Consider the following 21,762-nt stretch of genomic DNA (forward strand, 5'->3'; position numbering starts at 1 on the left):
CCAATGTCGCGGAATTCATGATATTTTTGCGACGAACACACCAATCCTATTGACAAAAATCACCCACTCCAATACATCCTGTTAGCACTCGCCGGGGGTGAGTGCTAATACGGGCTCATCCCGGTTAGTCGTAGTTTTAAACGAGCCTTTAGCTTTAACACGGAGTTGTCTAAAATGAAGTTCCGTCCGCTGCATGATCGCGTCCTGGTCCGTCGTGTCGAGTCCGACACCAAGACTGCCGGTGGCATCATTATTCCGGATACCGCGAAAGAAAAACCGCAGGAAGGCGAAGTCGTCGCTGTGGGTTCTGGCGTGCGTAAAGATGACGGCTCTGTCGTCGCGCTTGACGTCAAATCAGGTGACAAAGTCCTGTTTGGCAAATGGTCAGGTACCGAAGTCAAGGTTGACGGCGAAGAGCTGTTGATCATGAAAGAGTCCGACATTATGGGCATCATGGAATAAGTCAGCCCTTTGGGTGATTTATGTCCACGTTCATCCGTCTCATAGAGAGGAAAGAATATTATGGCTGCTAAAGACGTAAAGTTTTCTACCGATGCACGCGCTAAAATGCTGCGCGGTGTCGACATCCTGGCAGATGCTGTCAAGGTGACGCTCGGCCCGAAAGGTCGTAACGTTGTTATCGAAAAATCCTTTGGCGCACCGCGCGTGACCAAAGACGGTGTTACCGTTGCCAAAGAAATCGAACTTTCTGACAAGTTCGAAAACATGGGCGCACAGATGTTGCGTGAAGTTGCCTCACGTACCGCCGATATGGCGGGTGACGGCACCACCACTGCAACCGTTCTGGCTCAGGCGATCGTGCGTGAAGGCAACAAGTCTGTTGCTGCGGGCATGAACCCGATGGACCTGAAACGCGGTATCGATCTTGCTACCAACAAAGTCATCGAATCGATCCAGAGCCGTGCACGTAAAGTAACCGGCCGCGATGAAATCGCACAGGTTGGTAACATTTCGGCAAACGGTGACCGTGAAGTCGGCGACATGATCGCTGAAGCCATGGAAAAAGTTGGCAACGAAGGTGTTATCACCGTCGAGGAAGCCAAAGGTCTGCACACTGAACTCGACGTTGTCGAAGGCATGCAGTTTGACCGTGGTTACCTGTCGCCGTATTTCGTAACCAACCCTGAAAAGATGGTTGCAGATCTCGACAATCCTTATGTTCTTCTGTTCGACAAAAAAGTTTCTTCGCTGCAGCCGATGCTGCCGCTTCTTGAAGCTATTGTTCAGTCGGGCAAGCCGCTTCTTATCATTGCGGAAGACGTCGAAGGCGAAGCATTGGCAACCCTGGTTGTCAACAAGCTGCGCGGTGGTCTGAAAATCGCTGCTGTTAAAGCACCGGGCTTTGGTGACCGTCGTAAAGCAATGCTTGAAGACATCGCCGTTCTTACCGGTGGTCAGGTTGTTTCCGAAGATCTTGGCATCAAACTTGAGACCGTTACGCTCGACATGCTCGGCACCGCGAAATCGATCACCATCACCAAAGAAGAAACCACCATCGTTGATGGTGCTGGTGAGAAAGCACAGATCGAAGCACGTGTTGCCCAGATCCGCGCTCAGATCGAAGAAACCACTTCTGATTATGACCGTGAAAAACTGCAGGAACGTCTTGCGAAACTCGCAGGCGGTGTTGCCGTAATCAAAATCGGTGGCGCTTCGGAAGTCGAAGTTAAAGAACGTAAAGACCGCGTTGACGATGCCCTGCACGCAACCCGCGCTGCTGTCGAAGAAGGCATTGTTGCTGGTGGCGGTACGGCTCTGCTGTACTCTGTCCGTGCGCTTGAAGGTCTTGAAGGCGAAAACCATGACCAGACCATCGGTGTGGACATCGTTCGCCGTGCGCTTCAGGCGCCGGTTCGCCAGATTGCTCAGAACGCAGGTGTTGACGGTGCGGTTGTTGCCGGCAAGCTGCTTGAGCAGGATGACGTTGAATTTGGTTATGACGCCCAGAAAGGCGAATACACCAACCTCGTTAAAGCTGGCATCATCGATCCGGCCAAAGTTGTTCGTACTGCCCTGCAGGACGCAGCATCGGTCGCTGGTCTGCTGATCACCACCGAATGCATGATCGCTGATAAACCGGAAGATAAATCTTCTGGCGGCGGCGCACCTGACATGGGTGGCATGGGTGGTATGGGCGGCATGGGTGGTATGGGCTTCTAAGCCTTACCAACCAACCGACCTATTTGCTACGGAAAGGGGCCTCGCATTCGCGGGGCCTCTTTTCTTTTGTTCTTGGTTCTAAAACAAAAAAAAGCCCCGCCACAATCTGTGGCAGGGCTTTGTCTTGAGCGCGACTAAAAGGCTAGCCAAACAGCTTTTTCAATGCGCGTGGCTGACACCGCAAATACTGGTTGGCGGCTTTGACTTCAGCCCCCAGTGTTGCGGCCGCATGCCAAGGCCAGCGCGGGTCATAGAGAATGCCGCGTGCAAGGGCGATGGCATCTGCCTGACCGGTAAAGGTGATGGCTTCTGCCTGTTCGGCCTCGGTGATCAGGCCAACCGCAATCGTGGTAATGCCTGTTTCCGATTTGATGCGATCGGCAAATGGGACTTGATAGTTCGGGCCAAGCGGGATTTTCTGATCAATGTGCAGGCCGCCCGATGAGACGTGAATGAAGTCGCATCCGCGTGCTTTGAGGACCTTTGCCAACTCAACGCTTTGATTAATGTCCCAGCCGCCCTCAACCCAGTCACTGGCCGATATGCGCATGCCGACGGGGAAGTCCGTGCCGACTTCGCGGCGGACTGCGTCATAGACTTCGAGGGCGAAGCGCATGCGGTTTTCAAGCGATCCACCATATTCGTCATCGCGCTTGTTTGAGTGTGGGGACAAGAATTGATGGAGCAGATAGCCATGCGCGCCATGGAGTTCGATGGCCTCAAACCCGATGCGAAGGGCGCGCTTTGCACTGTCGGCAAAGGCCTGCACAATTTCGGCCATGCGTGACTTGGAAAGGGCTTCGGGGGTTGGGTCACCCTGTTTAAAGGGGACTGCCGACGGTGCAACAACCTGCCAGCCGTTCTTGTGGTCAGGATCGATGGCAGCGCCACCATCCCATGGTTTTTCACAGGATGCCTTGCGCCCGGCATGGGCCAGTTGGATGGCGATTGGCATGTCGGAATGGCTGCGCACGGCCTTGATGGTTTTATCAAGGCTGGCCTCGGTTGTGTCATCCCACAGGCCAAGATCGCCGTAGGTGATGCGTCCTTCGGGTTCGACCGCACTTGCTTCTATGATCAAAAGGCCTGCGCCAGATTGGGCAAGATTACCCAGATGCATGTCGTGCCATGCGGTGGAGCTTCCGTTGTCAGCGGAATACTGACACATCGGCGCAATGATAATGCGATTATCGAGGGCCAGTTTCCCCAAAGACAGGGGCGAGAATAAAGTGCTCATGGAATATCCTTGATATAGGGGAGGCGGCGGGGAACCCGCCATGCAATGGGGTGAAGCTAGTCATTGGCCGTAGACTCCGCCAGTCCCAAAGTCAGTTTTTCCAAGGAATGGAATGCCAGCGGAGAAAAATCAAAAAAGATCAAAAAAATGCATCTGGCGACTTGCGGAAATTTTCACCCGATCTATCTCAAGGAGGCAAAAGGGCATGGTGCCCTGATACGCGTCACGGTTGCAGCCTGGTCTGGACCACCGACGCAAGGATACTCGTCTGTAATGGAGGGTTATTATGACTGGACTTCAGAACCTTAATGGATCCGCACGTCGTCTTTCTTCTTCGCCGATTGCTGCCGATCCTTTCACCCTTATTTCCCGTGGTTTCGGGCGTGATTTCGACCAAATGATCGGTTCGATCTTTGGGGATCGTGCCGTGCCGTCCAAAGCCGCCTCTGGCGCGGATGGTGATGCGCAATCGGTTTTAAGCCCGCGGATCGACGTCCATGAAACCGACGATCATATTGAACTGTCGGCCGAACTTCCCGGTGTCGAACAAAGTGATGTCGATGTTTCGGTTCTTGAAGGTGTTTTGACCGTCACGGGGGAAAAGAAAACCACCCGTGAAAGCAATGAAGGTGCCCGCGTTGTTGAACGCAGATATGGTAGTTTCAAGCGGTCGTTCCGTCTTCCCGACACCATTGATGCCGATAATATTGCCGCATCATTTAAAAATGGTGTTCTGACACTTACTCTTCCAAAAGTTGTGGAAGAAAAACCTGAGCCGCGCAAAATTACCGTCAGCGGCTAGGCCTTACCTCATCCTCCCTGAACTTGTCTTCTCTGTGTTGCCTGACGGGCGGTTTTTACCGCCCGTCTCTTTTTTGTGGCCATCCGGGATTTAAAGTGATGGATGGCGGGCGCAGTTTTCAAGCGGCATATCGAAAATCCCGGTTTGATCAAACCGGTCGAGTGCGTCATGCCAAGGTTTAAGATCAATGCCCTGAGCCTTGATCCAGTCCGGATTATAGTAGGTGTCGCGATATCGATCACCGCCATCACACAGGAGCGTCACAACAGAGCCCTTTTCACCGGCCTTGTTCATGTCGCTGATCAACGACAAGGTGGCGATCAGGTTGGTGCCGGTTGAGCCACCGCAGCGACGGCCAAGATGCTTTTCAAGGTATTGCAAGGCGGCAAAGCTTGCGGCATCGGGAATGCGATACATTCGGTCAACGACATTTGGATTGAAACTGGGTTCAACGCGGGGCCGGCCAATGCCCTCGACGCGTGATCCCTTATCCCCGGTGATGCTGCAATCACCTGTTTCATAGCCATTATAGAAAACCGAATTTTCCGGGTCGGCAACACACAGTTCGCAGCCTTGCCCAAGGATACGGCCATACCGGATGTAGCGGCCAATGGTTGATGACGTGCCGCCGGTGCCAGCCCCGACAATGACCCAGCGCGGAACAGGATGCGGTTCGTGTTTAAGCTGTTCAAAGATGCTTTCGGCGATGTTGTTGTTACCACGCCAGTCGGTTGCCCGTTCGGCATAGGTGAACTGGTCCATGTAATGGCCGCCGAGTTCACGCGCCAGACGTTGTGATTCTTCGTATATCTGACCGCTTTGGTCAACCAGATGGCTTTCACCACCATAAAAGGCAATCTGATCAATCTTTTGCTGCGATGTGGATTTGGGCATCACGGCGATAAAGCGCAGGCCCAGAAGACGTGCGAAATAGGCTTCTGATACCGCCGTGGAGCCACTCGATGCCTCGATCACCGGGGTGTCTTTGGTGATCCAGCCGTTACACAGCCCATATAGGAACAACGACCGGGCCAGACGATGCTTTAGACTGCCGGACGGATGGGTCGATTCATCTTTGAGGTACAAGCCAATCCCGTCAAGCGGGGGAAGATCCAGGCGGATCAGGTGCGTGTCGGCGGATCGGTTAAAATCGGCTTCGATGGTGCTGATGGCTTCGGCAACCCATTGGCAGTCATATGGCATGTCGCATCCTGATACTGTTTTTTAGACGTTATTTTCGATATGGGGCCAGAGATAAGGGATTATAATACAAAAAACGAGCGTGAAATTGTCTCGATACATTTTGACGAAACGTACGAATTAAAACAGATTGGGCTTGCTAACACTTTTTTCAAAGCTAACACTCTATAGTGAGTGTCGCGATTCTATCGATCTGATTAGGTGACTTGGAAATCATGGCTGACAAAGAAAAAGATCCATTTGCGGCCCGTCATGGGTCTGAGATAGGTGCGGCCTATGATGTGCCTGTGCGTGTTTCGACCGTGATTGGCAAAAGCCAGATTCAGGTGGCACAGCTGATGCGTTTAACGCGCGGGGCGGTGCTGGAGCTTGATCGTCGTGTGGGCGAGCCCGTTGATATTTACGTCAACAACCGTCTGGTCGCGCGCGGTGAGCTGGTTGTGGTCGATGATAACTTGGGTGTCACCATCACAGAAGTGGTCAAAACCGGGACGATTATCGAAACCCATCACTGACCTGTTTTTACGCGATACAAAAAGTCAAACCACCGCGCCAAACTGGTCGGTGGTTTTTTTTGTTTCACGCAGCATGGAACCTCGGCAGTTGCTAGGCGTTTGATTGCAAAGCTCCTTTAAAATGCCATATTACAGCCAAAGGCTGTATTGGTCTTTACTGACCTCAATTAAAACGAGGGCGAACTCCATGCTTAATTTCCTGACGTCCGGGCTGCTGGCCCTGATTGGTCTTGCACTTGCCGGTGGCGGTGTCTGGCTGATTGCTGTTGGTGGCAGTTGGTACTACGCATTGGCAGGGCTGGCTTTTCTGGTCGCTGCCTTCTTGTCGTTTAAGCGCAAACCTGCACTGTTGCCGTTCTATGGCCTGTTTCTGATTGCCAGTCTGATCTGGGCCGTCTGGGAAACCGGCTTTGACTGGTGGCAGCTTGGGCCGCGCGGCGGGATTACGGTCCTGATTGGCTTGTGGCTGATTACACCGATGTTTCGCAAAACGCTGACGTCGGGGAAACCCGTGCCTGATGTCAAACCGGCACGGTCCTTCTTGCTGGAAGGAAGTGTGGTGCTGGCGGTTGTTGTTGCGGTTTATTCCATGCTGAATAACCCCCATGAAATCGCCGGACGTTTGCCAAGTGAGCCGGTCGCAAGCAGTCCGGCATATGGTGGCACGGTTCCAGATGGCGACTGGCATCAGTATGGTCGCACGCCATTTGGACAGCGGTACTCACCACTTGATCAGGTCAATGTGGATAATGTCGCATCGCTGGAACAGGCGTGGGTCTATCAGACTGGCGACATGAAGCGCGTTGATGATGTGCCCGAAACCACCTATCAGGTGACCCCGCTTAAGGTCGGTGAAACGCTTTATCTGTGTACACCGCATAGCTGGGCCATTGCCATTGACGCAAAAACCGGCCAGGAAAAGTGGAAATATGATCCCGGCATTCCGCAAAACCCGGATCGTCAGCACCAGACATGTCGCGGTGTGACCTATTACAAAGACCCGGCGGTAACGGAAAATGGGCCATGTACGGCGCGTGTTTTCCTGCCGACATCGGATGCGCGCCTGATTGCGCTTGATTCGGACACGGGCGAGGTTTGCCCGTCGTTTGGCGATGAGGGCACGGTGCACCTTGAAGAAAACATGCCCTATAACCCCGAGGGGTATTATTATTCGACGTCACCGCCCGTCGCGGCGGCAGGCAAGATCATCATTGGTGGGGCGGTGAATGACAATTATTCGACCAAGTCGCAGTCTGGTGTCATTCGCGCCTATGACATTAACACTGGTGAGCTGATCTGGAATTGGGACTCGGGTAATCCCGAACAGACTGAACCGATCCCAGATGATCAGACCTATACCGCCAATTCACCCAACAGCTGGTCAGTATCGAGTGCGGATGAAGCGCTTGGCATGATCTATGTGCCGTTGGGCAACAAGGTGCCTGACCAGCTTGGCATGAACCGCGATAAGAATGTGGAAACCTATTCATCCTCCATCGTCGCACTTAGCCTTGAAACAGGGCAGGTTCAGTGGGTGCGCCAGACGGTGCATCATGATCTTTGGGATATGGACGTTCCGGCCCAACCGGCGTTGATTGATATCACACAGGATGGTCAAACAGTTCCGGCCCTTGTCGGGCCGACCAAGCAGGGCGATATCTATGTCCTTGATCGCCGGACGGGTGATCCGATCATTCCGGTCAAAGAGGTCCCGGCACCCGGTGGTGCTATCCCCGAAGATTTTACTGCACCAACACAGCCGGTTTCTGATTTGACCTTTATGCCTGATCCACTGACCGAAAAGGATATGTGGGGCATGACCCTGTTTGATCAGATGGCGTGTCGTATCGCGTTCCATCAGTTGAAATATGAAGGGCGCTATACCCCGCCATCCTTGCAGGGCACGCTGGTTTATCCGGGGAATTTCGGGACCTTTAACTGGGGCAGTGTTGCGGTCGATCCGGAACGTCAGGTGATGTTTGGCATGCCGACCTATCTTGCCTTCACATCAAAATTGATCCCGCGTGCCGAAGTGCCGCCGCGCGGTACGGAAAAAGCCAGCGAAATGGGCATCAACCGGAACGAAGGTGCTGACTACGCAGTGAGCATGGGGCCATTCCTGTCCCCGCTTGGCGTTCCGTGTCAGGCCCCGCCTTGGGGCTATGTTGCCGGGGCCGATTTGCGCACGGGCGAGATTGCCTATATGCACAAAAACGGTACGGTCGAAGACATGACGCCTTTGCCCTTGCCGTTTAAACTCGGTGTGCCCGGTATTGGTGGTCCAATCATGACCAAGGGGGGCGTCGCGTTCCTTGGTGCCGCGGTGGATAACTATTTCCGCGCTTATGAAGTCTCGACAGGGGATCAGCTTTGGGAAACGCGGCTTCCGGCTGGTGGGCAGTCCACCCCAATGACCTATGAAACCGATGACGGGACGCAATATGTGTTGATCGTTGCCGGGGGGCATGGGTCCATCGGGACGACGCCCGGCGATTACGTGATCGCTTACAAATTGGCGGAATAAACCAGCACGCCAGACTTAGAACAACAAAGGCACCTGTTATCGCAGGTGCCTTTGTTGTGTTTTGGCTATAGCTGTATATCTATTGCGCGGCTTCGTTTTTCAGGCGGTCATGGACGCGTTTGATTTCTTCGGGGCGCAGCCGTGGTTCAAGGGATGTGACGGCGGCTTTGGCATCCATCTTTTCTTTTTCTTCTGCGCCGGGGGGAAAGGAGATGTTGCCGCGTGCAGCCCGCGTGAGCCAATAATAGGATTCGGCATAGTTTTGCGCGATACCCCAGCCGCGTTCATACATGGCCCCTAACATGAACTGGGCCGCGTGCATGTTGCCCTTGGCAGCGATTTCAAAATAGTGGGCGGCTTCGACGTAGTTCTGCTGGGCTCCACGGCCATGATAATATTGCGCCCCGATCAGGTAGGCCGCATTGCTGTTGTTTGGTGCGGCACGCAGGGCGCGTTTAAAGTATTCCGTTGCCCTGAACTGATCGTAGTTCAGGCCCCAACCATTAAAATAAAGCACCCCGATATAGTAAATTGCGCCAGCATGGTTGGCCTGTGCGGCATACATGAACCATTTGGCGGCTTCTTCGTAATTGGCGGGGCCAGTGTTGCCGCGATAATACAGCAGCCCCAGCGCATATTGCGCACGTGGGTCGTTATTCTGTGCCGCGAACCGCCACTGCGCACGTGCCATTTCGTAATTGCCCGCCTTATAGGCACGATATCCTGATTGATAATCGCCACCCGCCGTATTGGCGTGCGCATTGTTAGGGACAAATTGTGTGGTAAGCAGAAAGCTTGCGACAAGGGCAATTGCCCAACCAAGGCGGAGTTGAGTACGCAGAGATATCAAAAGATGACCGATCAGGAATTGGATTTGAAGAGTGGGACCACTTTGCGCGCGCGGCCTTCGATGGCGTCGAGAACCTTGAGGATGTCCGAGCTTTGCTTGATCCGCTCGCCGCTGTGAAGGGCCAGATACTGGCCAGCATTTTTATGCTCGGCCCCAAGTTTGATGACTTGGAAAAGCGGCGTTTCATGTGTTGATCGGAAAATGGAAAACATCGCCATGCCATCAAGGTGGTCAATGGCATAATCGCGCCATGCGCCGCCAGCAACCTGACGTGAATAGGTGTTCATGAAGTCTCATAAGTTCAGCCCGGTCAAAATGGACAAAGCTTTTGGCTTTGCGGTATTTGGCCAAATCGAACAATGTTCCCATGTCATGCTCCGGCGAGGTTGCATTCAGACCGACAGCATCGAGATGTGACTGTCATATGACACGGTAGCGTGGATTTATCCCCGCCTCAAGTTTCAATGACCAAATAAGGCACGGTTTTGAAATCAACGACAGGATTGGGCATGAGGAGAAAAGTGCTCGCGAACAGGCTGTTACAGGCTGCGCGAGCGGGTCGGCGGCCAATCAAGGGTCTGCGCACCTGTGTTGTATGGGTCTGGTGTGCGATAGCAGCTCACAGCGGCAAGCGACCGGTAACAGTAAAGCGGCGGTTCGGGGATCGGGTCTTTTTTGCAGTAGGACTTGCCATCAATTTTACGAATGGTGGAGCAATCCTGCCCGGTTGAAAGCGAGACCACATGATCGACCAGAGTTTTGTCGGTGTTGATGATGCTGACGACATCAAAAGCCAGATACCACTCAGCACCGGTAAAGATGCTGGTTCCAGCGATATCAGACATGGTTGTGCTGCATCCTGATACGCCCGTACCCAGCAGTGCGGCAAACAGCCCGGCAAGGATGCGTTGACGAATGACGCGCTTGGCATCAGCCCGGCTGTGGATAATTTGACGACGTTTCATGGTGGTCTCCGTCCCGACACCGGGCAATTTTGACCGATGACATTTAAAACTCTGTTCCCTCGAAGCCTTTCAAAGCAAGTAGCGTGCCGAAATGTGTCGGGTTGGGGCAACTGTCTGTCATATGGTCTCTGTGAACAGGATTTTTAGCCGTTTGGGCGTTTTCAGGGTTGATATTGGGCGCCGGGGCGAGCGCGCGATGTGCGCAATTTCACGGAAATGGCCGTGCCGTGCGACCAAAACTGCCAATCAAGATGTGTTTTTGCGGGGCATGAGGCAATTCTTACCGCCCTTTATGTTGCAACTACACACGCGTTGTCTGGTTGCCTAATCTGGCTTGAGAGCACCCAGAAGGCAAAATAATCGGCATAAAGGTGTGAATGACGTTGAGTAGACTTGACCCCTTGTATGCAGGCGCGTTAAATCCTTGCCGGAATTAATTCTGATAAGCGGGCAAGTTGCCCGCTTTCTTGTGACCGGATTGGAGCCGTTTTCGTGGTTGATATTTTCCAGGAAGTCGAAGAAGACCTGAAGCGTGAACGCAGCGAAGCGCTGTGGCGCAAATACGGTAAATACGTGATTGGCGTCGCCGCAGTCATCGTGCTGGGTGTTGCTGGTCGCGAAGGCTGGAAAACTTACGAACACAGCACCAGCATTGAAAATGGTACGCGTCTTGCCAACGCAATTGACCTGACCCAGTCAGGTGAGAACAATCAGGATGCTGCACTCGCCGCACTTGATTCCATCATTGCCGATGGCAATGCGGACTTTGTCGCACTTGGACATTTCCAAAAAGCAGCAGTTTACCTGCGTGCTGGCGTAAAAGAGTCGGCCGTTGCCGAACTTGAAGCCGTTGCTGCCAATGGTGACATTGATCAGGTTTATCGCGATCTTGCGGTTGTCGAAATCGCCATGAACAACGCGACCCAAAGCAACGCCATGGATTTGATTGCGCGTCTTGAGCCAATCGCGGTTCCGGAAAACGCATGGTATTACTCCGCACGTGAGATGATTGCGATGCTGCATGTTGCCGCGGGCGAAATTGATGCCGCCAAGCCGCTTCTGACCGAAATTGCCGACGATAACGAAGCACCGTCGGGCATGCGGTCACGGGCAAGCGAGATTCTCAAGGCGATTGGTGCCTGACCACATCTAGAACAGATTTGGTCGGGATAACGTCCAGACCAATGCGATGCGAGCTTGAACCAGAGGATACGGTTTTGACGTCACGCGCTTTTAAGTCACTTATTTGTGTAATGGGTCTTTCGGGATTTCTGGCTGGCTGTTCCAGCTGGCTTGGTGAAGACGAAGCACCGCCCTTACCCGGTGAGCGTATCTCTGTTCTTGCTCTGCAAAGCACGGTACAGCCTGATATCGATCTGAGCGATCAGCGCGTGGTCCTGCCTGAACCCGAACCAATGGTGGATTGGCCGCAGAACGGTGGTTTTCCAAGTCATGCGCTTCATCATGTCGGGCTTGAGAACGATGTTCTCGAGCAAGACTGGTCGGTCAGCATTGGCGAAGGTTCAATGGATGACAACCTGTTGCTCAATCAGGCCATTGTTGCCCGTGGTGTGATCTTTACCATTGATGCCAGCGCAGAGGTTCGTGCCTTTGCCGCCACATCGGGTAAGGAAATCTGGTCGATTGAACTGGCACCCGAGGATGAAGAAGACAGTACCCTTCTTGGCGGTGGTCTTGCCTATGAGAAGGGCATTATTTACGCAACCACTGGCTTTGCCGAAGTTATTGCGATTGATGCACCGAGTGCAACGGTCCTTTGGCGTCAGCAGGTAAGTGCGCCGATGCGGTCCGCACCGACCGTACGTGGCGGGCGTGTGTTTGCCATTACGATCGATAACCAGACCATTGCGCTTAATGCGATGAGTGGTGAGTTGCTCTGGAGCCATCGCGGCGCATCCGAAGGGGCTTCGTTTATCGGCGGGGCAAGCCCGGCTGTGGATCAGGGGGTTGTGATTTCGGCCTATTCAACGGGTGAGCTTTATGCGCTTCGGGTTGAAAATGGTCAGGTGATCTGGTCGGATGCACTGGCGTCTGCCGGGCGGACCGATGCGGTGTCTGCCATTGCAGATATTCGCGGTTTGCCGGTGATTGATAATGATCTTGTGTTTGCGACCAGTAACTCGGGTTTGACGGTCGGAATTGACCTTCGGACCGGGTATCGGGTCTGGGAACTTGAGGCCGGTGGCATTCAATCGCCATGGGTTGCGGGCGATTATATATACGTCCTGACCAACACAAATGATCTGATTGCCTTGCGTCGGAAGACCGGACAGGTTAAATGGGTGACCGTTCTGCCACGTTTTGTCGATCCCGAAGATCAGGATGAACCGATTGTGTGGACCGGTCCGGTCCTGGTCGGCGACAGGTTGATCGTTGGTAACGAGCAGGGCGAAGTAATGACTGTTTCCCCTTATAGCGGTGAAATCATCGGCAAGGACGAAGTGTCCGGTCCGATTACCTTGCCGCCATCTGTTGCTGGTGACAGCCTTTACTTCCTGACTGCGGATGCCGATCTAATCGCATATCGCTGATCAGGTAAGAAAAAGTTTCCGCAAGGTTTCCTTGCAAGATTTGCGGTGCGCCGTGGGCTTTTGCCTCCGGCGCATATCGCCGTTTATAACGAGAGTCTGAAAGTCAGATGTCGCTAAAAGTTGCCATTATCGGTCGCCCCAATGTCGGGAAGTCGACCCTGTTTAACCGTCTGGTCGGTAAAAAGCTGGCCCTGGTTGACGACCAACCTGGCGTGACCCGTGATCGTCGCTATGGCAAGGGCCGTCTGGGCCATATGTCGTTCGATATCATTGATACCGCCGGTCTTGAAGAAGTGTTCGATAACTCCATCGAAGGCATGATGCGCCAGCAAAGTGAGATGGCGTTTGAGGAATGCGACGTTGCGCTGTTCCTGATTGATGCCCGTGCGGGTTTGACGCCACTTGATAACCATTTTGCCGATTGGTTGCGCAAACGCCAAAAGCCGGTCTATGTCATTGCCAACAAGCATGAAGGCATTAATCAGGACCCGGGCCTGTATGAGGCCTATGGTCTTGGTCTGGGCGATGTTGCGCCGATTTCTGCCGAGCATGGCCTTGGCATTGAACTGCTCTATGACATTCTTCAACCGCATTGGAAAGAATGGAAAGACGGCGTTCGCGACGAAAAGAAAAAAGCCCAGCAGGCCGCAGCCGAAGCCGAAGCCCAAAAGGATGCGGCAGCGGAAGCAGGCGATGACGGCTTTGATGATTTCGATAACGAAGACGATTTTCCCGATGATGACGGTGAAACCTTCCCGTCGTTTGAGATCGAGCTTTTTGAAGACGACGAAGATGAAGATGGCGAGCTGATTGACGAAGGTCCGCGCGACAATTCGAAAATCCAGTTGGCGATTGTTGGTCGTCCAAATGCCGGTAAATCGACGCTGCTTAATCAGCTTTTGGGCGAGAACCGCGTGATGACGGGGCCGCAGGCCGGTTTGACCCGGGATTCGATCGCAGTCGATTGGGCTTATGAAGGACGTCCTATTCGTTTGGTCGATACGGCGGGCATGCGCCGCAAAAAGAAGATTGATGATCGTGTCGAACGGCTGTCAGTCGCTGACACGCTGCGCGTGATCCGTTATGCACAGGTCGTCGTCCTGATGCTTGATGCGACCAACACGCTTGATAAGCAGGACCTGACGATTGCGCGTATGGTGCTTGAAGAAGGCCGCGCATTGATCATTGCGGTCAACAAGTGGGACACCATCATCAATAAGTCCGGTGTGATGCAGGCGCTGCGCGATAAGCTTGATACGTCCTTTGCACAGGCCAAGGGCATTCCGGTTTTGACCTTCTCGGCCTTGACCGGCCGCGGCACCGAACGTCTGATGCCGACCGTTCTTGATATCCACGATATCTGGAGCCGCCGCATTTCGACGTCGAAACTGAACCGCTGGCTTGAAGTTGTCAGTGAACGGCACTTGCCGCCGGTTATTTCCGGGCGCCGCATTCGTCTGCGCTATATGACGCAAGCCAAAGCGCGTCCGCCAAGCTTCTTTATCAACTGCTCCAAGGCGGCCGAACTGCCCGAAAGCTATACGCGTTACCTGATCAATGGTCTGCGCGAGGATTTCGATATGCCGGGCGTTCCGATCCGCGTTAATTTGCGCAGCAGTGATAACCCGTTTGCGAAAAAGAAAAAGAAGCGCTGAGCGCTAAGCGCTTCGTTCTTTCTGCCCAAATGCAAAACCGCCCCGGACGTTTCCGTGGGTGGTTTTGTTTTGTATGAGGATTAGGTTTGCGCGATCATTCCACCGGGATTGAGGGGCCGTTGTCGATGATTTCACGGATGTGATCGGGCAGGTCGCTTTGCGTCAGGCGTTCCTGCATGTCGGCATCCTGCGTGAAGGCAAAGATGTCGGCCAAATCCTGACCGGAAAAATCAACCTGATAGCCGAGATCCGCTTGCTGCAGGTGCAGCATTGCATCCGCACCGCGCCACATACGGGCGAAAAACTCGAACGGGTTGCGCGATTGATCCATGTTGGATGCATCAAGACTGGGCGCAATGTCACCCCCGACATTATTCACCGCATGACATACAACGCAGCCGCGTTCTGCGAAAAGGGCCTTACCGCGTTCTGCGCTCATTTGGGGCCATGACATCTTCGGATCATCCTGTGCGGCGTGGGATGGTGTCACACTGCCTGTCAGGGTCGCAAAACCAATCGTGCAAAAGGCTGCAAGTGACAGGAGCTGTTTGCGATGGATGGCCGGTTTCATATGACGTCCCTTTGACGGAGTGTTGATGCGGGTAAGGCATGCTAACGACCCGACGGCGGGGAAAGCAATCAATTGATGGTGCTAACAGAATTTAAATTCAAAGGGGTGCGGCAAGAAACACATGTTCCTTGCCGCGGGATGTTACGAAAAGCGTGGCGGGTTAAGCCGCGCAAAGCCTTCCTGAATGTAATAGGGGTAATGGGGATAGGGTGGTGTGCGTTTGCTGACCTGATCAAGGCGTGCGGTCTGATCATCATCAAGGGACCATCCAACCGCGCCGAGATTGGCGATGAGCTGATCTTCTGTTCTCGCACCAAGAATAACCGACGAGACGGTGGGGCGTTGCAGCAACCAGTTAATCGCCACTTGCGCGACGGTTTTACCTGTTTCCCCGGCGATGTTATCAAGCACATCGACAATGTCATAGAGCATTTCATCATCAACAGGTGGGCCAAATTGGGCGGTTTCTTTTAACCGACTGCCACTTGGAAGCGGCGTTTCGCGGCGTACCTTTCCCGTAAGGCGACCCCAGCCAAGCGGGCTCCAGACCAAGGCACCCAGTCCCTGATCTTCGGCCAGTGGCATCAGGTCCCATTCATAATCACGCCCGATCAACGAATAGTAAACCTGATGGGAAATGTAGCGCGAATATCCATGACGCTCGGCAATCGAGAGCGACTTCATGATTTGCCAGCTTGCAAAGTTTGAAACACCAATATAGCGCAGTTTGCCTGCCCGGATCAGATCATCAAGCGTGCCCATGACTTCTGTAATCGGGGTGTGGGCATCAAAGGCATGCAGTTGAAGGATATCGATATGGTCGGTGCCAAGACGTTTTAGCGCGGTATCGGTTGCGGTGATCAATCGATCACGCGATGTGCCATACTCATTGGCGCCATCGCCCATCGGAAGGCCGAGTTTGGTCGAGATCAGGACCTTGTCCCGGCGTCCCTTGATGGCGGCACCAAGGACGGTTTCCGATGCGCCGTCCGAATAGACGTCCGCACTGTCAAACAGGTTCACACCGTGGTCCAGACTGATATCAATCATTCTGGTTGCCCCTTTGACGTCAACCGTTCCCCAATTGGAAAAAAGCGGCCCGGTGCCGCCAAAAGTCCCCGCACCAAGGGACAATGCCGGAACGCGCAAACCTGACTGGCCAAGTTGTCTGTAGTCCATTTCCATCTCCGATTTTGAGTGAATATCCGATGGGTCGAAATATGGACAGGATGCTTATTTTCAACTAGAGGTATCTTTGGAATATTATTTGTGAGTTCAATTCAATATGGCACGCCTTGATACCAACCGATCCGGTGAGATGGAAGTTTTCGTTCGGGTTGTCGAACGGGGTGGTTTTTCGGCCGCCGCAAAAGACTTCACCATGACGCCATCGGCTGTCAGCAAGCTTGTCGGGCGGCTTGAAGATCGCTTGGGTGCCCGGTTGTTCAATCGGTCAACGCGTAAGTTGCATCTGACGGCCGAAGGACAGCGCTATTACGACCGTTCTGTACGCATTCTCGCCGATATGCGTGAGGCCGAAGAAGAAGCCGCCAGTGTCATCCAGCCCAAAGGTAAGCTGCGCGTCACGGTCAATATGCCCGTCGGGCTGCATCGTATATTGCCGCTGGTCCCTGAATTCCAAACGCTTTACCCGGATGTTGATCTGGACATCACGGTGAGCGACAAGGTCGTCGATCTTTATGAGGAACGGGCCGATATCGCCATTCGCAGTGGCCAGTTGCAATCATCTAGTCTGATTGCACGCAAGCTCGGCGATTGCAGAATGGTGATTGCAGCTGCACCGGCGTATCTGGAACGCCACGGGGTGCCGCAATCGATTGAAGACCTGAGTGAGCATGTGCTGATCGGCTACAATTTTCCACGTGCGATCAGTGAATGGTCATTTACCGTTAACGGCGCCATCAAGACAGTGATGCCCGGCGGAAAAATTTGTGTTGGGGATGCCGAAAGTGCCCGCAAGGTGGCTTTGGCGGGCGGTGGGATTGTGCGGCTGGCGGCGTTTCATGTCCGTGAGGATGTCAATGCGGGCGCGCTAAAGGTTCTGGTTGATCAGTTTAATACCGGGATCGGTGTTGAAATCCATGCTGTTTATATCGGGCAGGGCGGCAATATGCCCGCCCGTGTCCGCGCATTTCTTGATTTCTGTATTGAGCGTGTCGATCTGACATAAAAAAGGCCGGGAGTGCCCGGCCTTTGGATGCGGTGTGTGGTCCGTGCTTAAAGCAACATGCTTTAGTACGCGTTGACAACTTCGCCGTGTTTGGTACAATCGCTTGCGGCCAGATCGACAAAGACATCCATGATGCTGTCAGCACTTGGCAACGTCTGTGGGTCTTCGCCCGGGTAGGCTTCTGCGCGCATTTTGGTGCGGATACGGCCCGGGTTGACCAGATTGACCCGTACAGACGTTTCTTCCATTTCCTGAGCATAGGACAGCACGAGGCTTTCCAATGCCGCCTTGGTGGACGCATAAAGCCCCCAGAAGGCACGTCCCTTTGCCGAGGCGTTCGAGGTCACGAAAATTGCCCGCCCCGCGTCAGAGAGCTGCAAAAGCTTGTCCGTTGTGCGTATCAGGTGGAAGTTTGCCGTAACGTTGGTGGCAAAAGTATTCTGGAATATCTGACTGTCGATATGACCGACCGGGGCCAGTTCACCCAGAAGGGCAGCATTGCCGACAACGATGTCGAGCTTGCCAAACTTTTCATAAAGTGACGGGCCGAGAATATCGATCTTTTCAAACATCGTCAGATCAAGCGGCAGCAAGGTCAATTTGCCACCGGCTTCCCGGACTTCGTCATCAAGTTCCTCAAGCGCGCCAACGTTACGACCCACAGCAACAACCTGTGCGCCCTCGGCGGCGAACCGCTTGGCGATTTCACGACCGATCCCGTGCGATGCACCGGTAACCAGTGCAACGCGTCCTTCAAGACGTTTGACATCCGTCATGCAGATTGCCTTTCGACCAGCTGGCTGAGTTTACGGCCCTTGTTTTCGGCAGTGTGGTCGGTGAGCTTGATCGGGTAGTCACCCGTGAAGCAGGCATCACAGAATTCCGGGCTGTCATTGTCACGGCCGGTAAGACCGGTCGCACGATACAGGCCATCAATCGTGACAAAGGCCAAACTGTCGACGCCAATAAGCTTTGCCATGCTTTCAATGTCGTGATTGGCCGCCATCAGTTTGTCTTTGGACGGGGTATCAACACCATAGAAGCACGGGTTCATGGTCGGCGGGCTGGTGATGCGCATATGCACCTCTGCCGCACCGGCGTTGCGCACCAGATCGACGATTTTGGTCGAGGTGGTGCCGCGCACGATCGAGTCATCAACCAGAATAACGCGCTTACCCTTAAGCTTGCCAGGGTTGGCGTTATGTTTCAGCTTCACGCCAAGGTGGCGGATCTGATCGGTTGGTTCGATAAAGGTACGACCGACATAATGGTTACGGATAATGCCAAGCTCAAAGGGAATGCCGCTTTCTTCTGCGTATCCAAGGGCAGACGGCACACCGGAATCGGGGATCGGCACGACAACGTCGGCCTCAATCGCGGATTCACGGGCCAGTTCTCGGCCAATGTTTTTGCGCACGTCATAAACGCTTGTGCCTTCGACGATGCTGTCGGGACGGGCGAAATAGACATGCTCGAAAATGCAGAACCGCGATTTGACCGGCTTGAAAGGTTTGATTGATCGAACGCCATTGTCGGTAATCTCGACAACTTCGCCCGGTTCGACGTCGCGGATGAATTCCGCGCCAACGATATCAAGCCCAACCGTTTCCGAGGACAGGATATAGGCGTCATTCAATTTACCCAGAACCAGCGGACGCACACCCAGCGGGTCACGCACACCGATCAGTTTTTTCTGGGTCATGACGACAAGGCTATAAGCGCCTTCGACCTGACGGATCGCATCGATCAGTCGATCAACGATCTTTTCATACAGGCTGGTCGCGATCAGGTGAATGAAGGTCTCGGTGTCCGAGGTCGACTGGAAGATGGAGCCGCGTTTGACCAAACGTTCCCGTACTGCAAGCGAGTTGGTCAGGTTGCCGTTGTGGGCAATGGCAAGTCCGCCAAATTCAAAATCCGCAAACAGCGGCTGAACATTGCGAAGGCCTTTGCCGCCGGCGGTGGAGTACCGCACATGGCCAACAGCACGGTGGCCGGGCAGGCTTTTGATTACGTCTTCCGAACCAAAGATATCACCGACCTGACCAGAGGCCCGGTGTGCAGGGAAATCTTCGCCGTCGTACGATACAATGCCTGCTGCTTCCTGTCCGCGATGCTGCAAAGCATGAAGGCCAAGGGCCGTCAATGCAGTGGCATCTGGGGATCCGAAAACACCGAAAACGCCGCATTCTTCACGCAGCTTGTCGTCATCAAATGGATTGGTGGTTAGCATGAGTGGGTTCCGCTCTCTCGCCGGTGGCGCAGGGATGCCGCACTCTTTGCGATACCCACACGCCTCACTCGTTAGTGGTCGCCTCAATCAGGCGATCCAGATCATCGCGCGAGGGCCTTGTATACCCGTTTAGGGGCGCTGGTCCAGTCCCTTTTGGTTCCGGACCCAGAAGTTGGCGGTAGGTTTGCTCGTTTGCATCGGCGTCACGCTGGGCGCGCGCCAGTTCTTCGGCTGTGGTATCGAAAATTTCGTTAGGAGCCATGCGCATAATGAGGAAGGCACCTTCCTCAAGAACCGGACGCGTACGGGCATCGCGCACCCAGTCTGGTTGTGAGGTGGCAGGTAGCAACCACGACAGGGCAAGAAAGGCGACGCAGACAATCAATCCGCCGCGCAGCAGACCAAAAACAAAGCCAAGCGTACTATCAAGGCTGTCCAGTCCGGAATTTTGCACTGCCCGTCCGATGCGCCCACTGATGAACGAGAAAATCAGGAACGAGATTAAAAACAGGCCGATGCCGGTCGCAAGGTCAGCAATCAGTTCAGACGGGATCAAATCGCGGACATAGGGCCGCGCAACCGGATAACCATACAGTGCGCAAAGCCCAGCGCCCAGCCAACCCATCATCGACAGGGTTTCGTGAATAAATCCGCGGAAAAAGGCAAAGATACCCGACACCAGCACAATGCCGACAATGACAAGGTCAAACACATCGCGTGCACCAAGATCGGGGAGGGCGGAGAAATCCATGTATCGGTAAACCTTGTCAGTCTGTCTGCATATCTGTCTGGGGCTTCGGCGCGTTTAAGGCAAAAGGCAGGTTAATACATGCCTTCGCGTGGACGCACCTTGTCGCGGACATCGTCGCCGAAGAGGTTTACCAAATCCTGAAGATGACTGATTTCAGTCTGATTGAGGCCCTTGATCGACATCTTTTTCTTGGCCTGCATGCCATTTTTCGGGATGTAGGCGTTGCCAAAGCCAAGTTTGGTGGCTTCTTTTAATCGCGATTCGAGCTGCCCGACCGGGCGGACCTCGCCCGAAAGACCAATTTCACCGACAATCACGGTTTCATTGGGAACCGGCTTATCGGCCACAGCCGAAATCAGGGCGGCAGCAACCGCCATGTCAGCCGCCGGTTCACCCACGCGCAAGCCACCTGCCACGTTTAGATACACGTCAAACTGACCCAATGCCAAGCCACACCGGGCATCAAGGACGGCCAAAATCATGTTCATACGGGCCGAATCCCAACCGACAACCGCACGACGCGGGGTTGCAAGTGCCGATTGTGCGACCAGTGCCTGAATTTCGACAAGCATCGGGCGGGTGCCTTCAAGTCCGGCAAAGACGGCGGTGCCGCTTACGGGGCTGTCGCGATCAGCTAAAAACAGGGCGGATGGATTGGGAACTTCGACCAGACCGGCATCACCCATTTCAAATACACCGATTTCATCGGTGGCACCGAAACGGTTTTTCACTGCGCGCAAGATACGGAACTGGTGGCCACGTTCGCCTTCGAAATACAGAACCGTATCAACCATATGTTCCAAAACACGCGGACCGGCAATCTGGCCTTCTTTTGTCACGTGGCCAACCAGAAGGATGGCAAAGCCCCGGCGTTTGGCCAGACGGATCAGTTCCAGAGCACAGGCGCGGACCTGCGATACGGTGCCGGGCGCACTATCAAGCGTGTCGGCATACATGGTCTGTATCGAGTCAATGACCACGACTTCGTGTGAACTGGCCTCTAAGGTCGTAATGATGTCGCGCAGGCTGGTCGCGGCGGCAAAATCGACCTTGGTTTTGCTAAGCCCCAAACGGGCGGCGCGCATGCGGACCTGATCAATGGCTTCCTCGCCCGAGATATAGGCGCATTTGTGTTTTGCGGCCATTGCACCGACGGCTTGAAGCAGGATGGTCGATTTACCAATGCCCGGGTCACCGCCAACCAAAAGGGCTGATCCCGGCACCAGACCACCACCACACGCACGGTCAAGTTCGGCAATGCCGCTGATCATGCGTGGTGGGCTTGCACTCTCGCCTTCAAGGGCGACGAAATCGATGGTCTTGCCTTTAGCGCCACCGGAAATACCGCCTGCGGCCTTGGGGCCTTTTTCAACCCGTTCTTCTTCGATGCTGTTCCATTCGCCGCAGCCTTCGCATCGGCCGGTCCATTTGCGATATTCGGCACCGCAGTTCTGGCAGATGAAACGGCTTTGGGTTTTGGCCACTGAATGCTCCGCAGATCATAAGAAAACGTCGAAAAACGTAAGACGGGATGA

Annotated in this window: 20 protein-coding genes; 9 read left to right on the forward strand and 11 right to left on the reverse strand. The window is 54.0% G+C overall.

What is annotated here, in order from left to right; genetic code table 11:
- The first annotated feature begins 174 nt into the window (after positions 1 to 174).
- Positions 175 to 462, forward strand: coding sequence for a co-chaperone GroES (gene groES, locus AC0VXT_RS06725; protein ID WP_022730235.1), 288 nt, complete (start codon positions 175 to 177; stop codon positions 460 to 462).
- Positions 463 to 522: 60 nt separating this feature from the next.
- On the forward strand, positions 523 to 2,181 hold the full coding sequence (groL, locus tag AC0VXT_RS06730) for a chaperonin GroEL (RefSeq protein ID WP_022730236.1): 1,659 nt from the start codon (positions 523 to 525) through the stop codon (positions 2,179 to 2,181).
- Positions 2,182 to 2,323: 142 nt separating this feature from the next.
- Here the strand turns inward: groL and AC0VXT_RS06735 are convergent, their stop codons facing one another.
- Entirely contained in the window at positions 2,324 to 3,418 is a 1,095-nt protein-coding gene (locus AC0VXT_RS06735) for an NADH:flavin oxidoreductase/NADH oxidase (protein ID WP_475548022.1), read from the reverse strand.
- Between the two features lie 286 nt (positions 3,419 to 3,704).
- Between AC0VXT_RS06735 and AC0VXT_RS06740 the strand changes: the two genes are divergently transcribed.
- Complete coding sequence (locus AC0VXT_RS06740) at positions 3,705 to 4,220, forward strand: Hsp20/alpha crystallin family protein (protein WP_475548023.1); 516 nt, start codon at positions 3,705 to 3,707, stop codon at positions 4,218 to 4,220.
- Between the two features lie 90 nt (positions 4,221 to 4,310).
- Here AC0VXT_RS06740 and AC0VXT_RS06745 read toward each other — a convergent pair whose 3' ends face one another.
- The gene (locus AC0VXT_RS06745) at positions 4,311 to 5,423 is read right to left on the reverse strand and encodes a PLP-dependent cysteine synthase family protein (RefSeq protein ID WP_475548024.1); all 1,113 of its coding nucleotides are present in this window, start codon (positions 5,421 to 5,423) and stop codon (positions 4,311 to 4,313) included.
- A gap of 212 nt (positions 5,424 to 5,635) precedes the next feature.
- On the opposite strand from AC0VXT_RS06745, the gene fliN reads away from it, so the two are divergent.
- On the forward strand, positions 5,636 to 5,935 hold the full coding sequence (gene fliN / locus AC0VXT_RS06750) for a flagellar motor switch protein FliN (RefSeq protein WP_022730240.1): 300 nt from the start codon (positions 5,636 to 5,638) through the stop codon (positions 5,933 to 5,935).
- Between the two features lie 187 nt (positions 5,936 to 6,122).
- Positions 6,123 to 8,459, forward strand: a complete 2,337-nt coding sequence (locus AC0VXT_RS06755; protein WP_475548025.1) for a glucose/quinate/shikimate family membrane-bound PQQ-dependent dehydrogenase — start codon at positions 6,123 to 6,125, stop codon at positions 8,457 to 8,459.
- A gap of 79 nt (positions 8,460 to 8,538) precedes the next feature.
- On the opposite strand, the gene AC0VXT_RS06760 is transcribed toward AC0VXT_RS06755, so the two are convergent.
- The 3 genes from AC0VXT_RS06760 to AC0VXT_RS06770 all read right to left on the reverse strand — a co-directional run bounded on the left by AC0VXT_RS06760 (position 8,539) and on the right by AC0VXT_RS06770 (position 10,274).
- Positions 8,539 to 9,309 carry a tetratricopeptide repeat protein gene (locus tag AC0VXT_RS06760; protein WP_475548026.1) on the reverse strand — a complete coding sequence of 257 codons (771 nt, stop codon included), beginning with the start codon at positions 9,307 to 9,309 and terminating at the stop codon, positions 8,539 to 8,541.
- A gap of 11 nt (positions 9,310 to 9,320) precedes the next feature.
- Positions 9,321 to 9,596 (reverse strand): DUF2794 domain-containing protein, encoded by a 276-nt coding sequence (locus AC0VXT_RS06765; RefSeq protein WP_475548027.1) that lies wholly within the window; start codon positions 9,594 to 9,596, stop codon positions 9,321 to 9,323.
- 252 nt (positions 9,597 to 9,848) lie between these two features.
- Positions 9,849 to 10,274, reverse strand: coding sequence for a hypothetical protein (locus AC0VXT_RS06770; protein WP_022730244.1), 426 nt, complete (start codon positions 10,272 to 10,274; stop codon positions 9,849 to 9,851).
- A gap of 492 nt (positions 10,275 to 10,766) precedes the next feature.
- Here AC0VXT_RS06770 and AC0VXT_RS06775 point away from each other — a divergent pair, with 492 nt between their 5' ends.
- From AC0VXT_RS06775 to der, 3 genes are all read left to right on the forward strand, one after another.
- Positions 10,767 to 11,417 (forward strand): DUF2659 family protein, encoded by a 651-nt coding sequence (locus AC0VXT_RS06775; protein ID WP_475548028.1) that lies wholly within the window; start codon positions 10,767 to 10,769, stop codon positions 11,415 to 11,417.
- Between the two features lie 74 nt (positions 11,418 to 11,491).
- Positions 11,492 to 12,826 (forward strand): outer membrane protein assembly factor BamB family protein, encoded by a 1,335-nt coding sequence (locus AC0VXT_RS06780; protein ID WP_240626509.1) that lies wholly within the window; start codon positions 11,492 to 11,494, stop codon positions 12,824 to 12,826.
- A 107-nt stretch (positions 12,827 to 12,933) separates the two neighbouring features.
- Positions 12,934 to 14,481 (forward strand): ribosome biogenesis GTPase Der, encoded by a 1,548-nt coding sequence (der, locus tag AC0VXT_RS06785; RefSeq protein ID WP_475548029.1) that lies wholly within the window; start codon positions 12,934 to 12,936, stop codon positions 14,479 to 14,481.
- Between the two features lie 94 nt (positions 14,482 to 14,575).
- Here der and AC0VXT_RS06790 read toward each other — a convergent pair whose 3' ends face one another.
- Both AC0VXT_RS06790 and AC0VXT_RS06795 read right to left on the reverse strand, forming a co-directional pair.
- Complete coding sequence (locus AC0VXT_RS06790; protein WP_475548030.1) at positions 14,576 to 15,052, reverse strand: c-type cytochrome; 477 nt, start codon at positions 15,050 to 15,052, stop codon at positions 14,576 to 14,578.
- Between the two features lie 141 nt (positions 15,053 to 15,193).
- A complete protein-coding gene (locus tag AC0VXT_RS06795) occupies positions 15,194 to 16,231 on the reverse strand; it encodes an aldo/keto reductase (RefSeq protein WP_475548031.1) in 1,038 nt (345 codons plus the stop codon).
- 106 nt (positions 16,232 to 16,337) lie between these two features.
- On the opposite strand from AC0VXT_RS06795, the gene AC0VXT_RS06800 reads away from it, so the two are divergent.
- Positions 16,338 to 17,243, forward strand: a complete 906-nt coding sequence (locus tag AC0VXT_RS06800; protein WP_475548032.1) for a LysR family transcriptional regulator — start codon at positions 16,338 to 16,340, stop codon at positions 17,241 to 17,243.
- Positions 17,244 to 17,305: 62 nt separating this feature from the next.
- Here the strand turns inward: AC0VXT_RS06800 and AC0VXT_RS06805 are convergent, their stop codons facing one another.
- From AC0VXT_RS06805 to radA, 4 genes are all read right to left on the reverse strand, one after another.
- On the reverse strand, positions 17,306 to 18,019 hold the full coding sequence (locus tag AC0VXT_RS06805; protein WP_475548033.1) for an SDR family NAD(P)-dependent oxidoreductase: 714 nt from the start codon (positions 18,017 to 18,019) through the stop codon (positions 17,306 to 17,308).
- Positions 18,016 to 19,476: an amidophosphoribosyltransferase gene (gene purF, locus AC0VXT_RS06810; protein WP_475548034.1), complete on the reverse strand. Its 1,461-nt coding sequence runs from the start codon at positions 19,474 to 19,476 to the stop codon at positions 18,016 to 18,018. The genes AC0VXT_RS06805 and purF overlap by 4 nt, the downstream gene beginning before the upstream one ends.
- A gap of 64 nt (positions 19,477 to 19,540) precedes the next feature.
- Complete coding sequence (locus AC0VXT_RS06815) at positions 19,541 to 20,227, reverse strand: CvpA family protein (protein WP_022730254.1); 687 nt, start codon at positions 20,225 to 20,227, stop codon at positions 19,541 to 19,543.
- A 71-nt stretch (positions 20,228 to 20,298) separates the two neighbouring features.
- Positions 20,299 to 21,711, reverse strand: a complete 1,413-nt coding sequence (gene radA / locus AC0VXT_RS06820; RefSeq protein ID WP_475548035.1) for a DNA repair protein RadA — start codon at positions 21,709 to 21,711, stop codon at positions 20,299 to 20,301.
- Positions 21,712 to 21,762: the final 51 nt, after the last annotated feature.

It is taken from the genome of Thalassospira sp. Z349TD_5, assembly GCF_056173045.1.